A 2,353-nucleotide genomic window follows, 5' to 3' on the forward strand; every position below is an offset into this window, starting at 1 on the left:
CCATGCGCTGGAAGACCGCCCTGAACGCCTTCGACATCACCTTCGACGGCCGACTCTCAGCAGCCCGTCAGTAGCCCCAACACCCTGGTTACACCACTCGTTTGACAGACCCCCCTGCGCCGCGCTCGTCCGCTGACGTTGCCGTCAACTACTGCCGTCACCCCACGCAGAAGCCCCGCCAGGACTCACCTGACGGGGCTTCAAATTTGCTACCTAAAATCAGTGCGACGGTTGTGGGATCGAGCGAAGAGGTTACGCCTCACTTCCCGCTGATCAGTCTTCATCGAGAAGACCAATGGCTTCCGGAAGCCCCAGAATTACCCTCCTGCGCTCCGGGTTCTCTTCCAGATCGGCGCACTCAAGAACCAGGGAAGTAACTTCCCGAAGCCCCTCTTCCGAGAGATCACGAAACAGGGCGGCAGCAGGTTCGAGAATGTCCGTCGCGATATCCGGATCAATATCTTCATCGTCCGTCAAGTCGATCGAGACGACGAGGCTTACGAATGCGCGAACCAGGACCTTTTTGACATCCATCAGGGCACGACCCTCACTCGAATGTTGGTGATCAGGAGGCCGCCGAGGACTTTTCGAGCCCGTGCGGCCTCAGCCGCAGTGGGGACTTCCCACCGGCCGCTGTAACCGTTCTGCTCAAGCGCCAGAGATTGATTCATGGCTTGTCGGTATGTCTTGTTGAAGGTTGTGACGCTCACCTTTCGGTCGATCATCACGCCGTTGGCCGCATCAAACCCATCGAATTTGATCTGAGACAGGCGATTCCCGCCAGCCTTGTAGTACTGCAACGCCGGGGCCACGCCAGCCCTGGAACCCGCCGCCCCAGCATCATAAGCCCGCGCTGCGGAACTCATATTTGCGTTCTCGTTGACCCAATCGACGCCGCCATCGCAGTTGTGAACGAGTACCGGCGTGGCCCCCGCCAGCACATAGTACGTGTGCGGGTGGGGGTGCTGTCACCTGCAACTTCGCTGGTCAGGCTGGTAGTTGATAGCAAAACGGTGTTCGTGCTTGTGCGCTGATATCCGTGGGTGTTGCCGTCAGCGTTGCCGTCAAACGGTGATTTACGGAAGCAGCGTGAAGGCCGGGATGTGCTTGGGCCGGATGACCGTGAAATGACGGTGGTCGAGGGTTGCGATGCGCTGAGCGCCGTGACGTTCGGCAACCGCGATCACGGAAGCGTCGACCGCTCCAAGAGGGAAGTCGGCGTACTGGTGGATGAGTTCGCCGACTCGGAGGAGGTCGTCGGTGGTGACGTTGTCGAGCTCGAAGTGGCCCTTGGCCACGTGCTCGATGAAGGCGCCCTCGATGTGCGGCCAGTGCTCCAGCTGCCAGCTGACTTCGGCCAGCACGGTGGAGGGAAGGATCTTGCGGCCTCGGAGCTGAGAGAAGAAGGTCACGCAGCGGGCGTGATGCTTGTCCTTGGCGTTGAAGAACGCCACGAGCGGGCCGGTGTCGAGAATGGTAGTGATCACCCGGCGGCACTCCCGCGCTGCTCGCCGCGGGCGCGGATGTATGCGTCGTGGTTCTCGGCGTAGTCAGCAGGAGCTTCGATGCTGCCTGCGAGGGCGAGGAAGCTGTCCGGGAGCAGGTCGCCTTCGTCGTCCGGTTCGGCATCGGCCTGCTCCTGCTGCTCGTCCGGACGCTGCGGGAGGGCGTCGGCGAGTTCCTCGTCCTGGCTGATGATCAGGCGCAGGCGTCGGGCCTGCTGCGGGCTGAGGTGCTCCAGCGCGTATCGCAGGTCTTCGAAGTCGTGTGCTGCCGTCATGGCTTCAGTCTGGCACGCACGCGCCCTGGCTGTCCTGGCTCTTTGACCTCCCGTTCCCGGTCCTGTCACCTGTGCTCGCGGGGATTGGGGGACCTTGGGCCGGGGTCCCGTCCGGTGTGGGGCCGGTCGTGTTCCGGGGGCCCGATCGCGCAGGGGAGGGGTCGGCAGGGTCTTGGACCGGTATCCTGTCCGGTGCTCCCTCCGGCGACCCGTTCGCCGGGCAGGCCGCCCTCGGGCGTCGATGCGGGGTCGGTGTGCTTGCCGGTCCGGCGGCACGGAGGCTGGGCTGGAAGGGGTCTGCCGACGACGGGCCGCCCGGGGGTATCGCTCCCCGCCGGGGGCGGGGAAGGCCGCCGCCCCCGGTGAGCCTGCGCGACGGACGTGAAGGGTCGGCCCCCTGGGCGGCCCTGTGTCTGCGATCCGGCCGTAGGACGGTCGTTGGCGACAACTTGCTGTGCGACGCGCAAGGACTCCACGCCCACGACTTGCTCCCGGCAGTGCCAGGTTGAGCCCCGCTCACGCCCGGGACCGGCAGCCCGCCGACACTCGGCACGAGCGTCGGCGGGCTGCCCG

Annotated in this window: 4 protein-coding genes; all 4 read right to left on the reverse strand. The window is 64.8% G+C overall.

Features of this window, described 5'->3' with window-relative positions; genetic code table 11:
* Positions 1–273 precede the first annotated feature (273 nt).
* The 4 genes from AB0J04_RS45840 to AB0J04_RS45855 all read right to left on the reverse strand — a co-directional run bounded on the left by AB0J04_RS45840 (position 274) and on the right by AB0J04_RS45855 (position 1,780).
* Positions 274–534 (reverse strand): hypothetical protein, encoded by a 261-nt coding sequence (locus AB0J04_RS45840; RefSeq protein WP_363174678.1) that lies wholly within the window; start codon positions 532–534, stop codon positions 274–276.
* A complete protein-coding gene (locus tag AB0J04_RS45845; RefSeq protein ID WP_363174679.1) occupies positions 534–941 on the reverse strand; it encodes a hypothetical protein in 408 nt (135 codons plus the stop codon). The genes AB0J04_RS45840 and AB0J04_RS45845 overlap by 1 nt, the downstream gene beginning before the upstream one ends.
* 135 nt (positions 942–1,076) lie before the next feature.
* On the reverse strand, positions 1,077–1,487 hold the full coding sequence (locus AB0J04_RS45850; protein ID WP_363174680.1) for a PIN domain-containing protein: 411 nt from the start codon (positions 1,485–1,487) through the stop codon (positions 1,077–1,079).
* The gene (locus tag AB0J04_RS45855; protein ID WP_363174682.1) at positions 1,484–1,780 is read right to left on the reverse strand and encodes a hypothetical protein; all 297 of its coding nucleotides are present in this window, start codon (positions 1,778–1,780) and stop codon (positions 1,484–1,486) included. Before AB0J04_RS45855 ends, AB0J04_RS45850 begins: the two co-directional genes overlap by 4 nt.
* Between the last annotated feature and the right edge of the window lie 573 nt (positions 1,781–2,353).

The organism is Streptomyces sp. NPDC050263 (assembly GCF_040655955.1).
Lineage (GTDB): Bacteria > Actinomycetota > Actinomycetes > Streptomycetales > Streptomycetaceae > Streptomyces.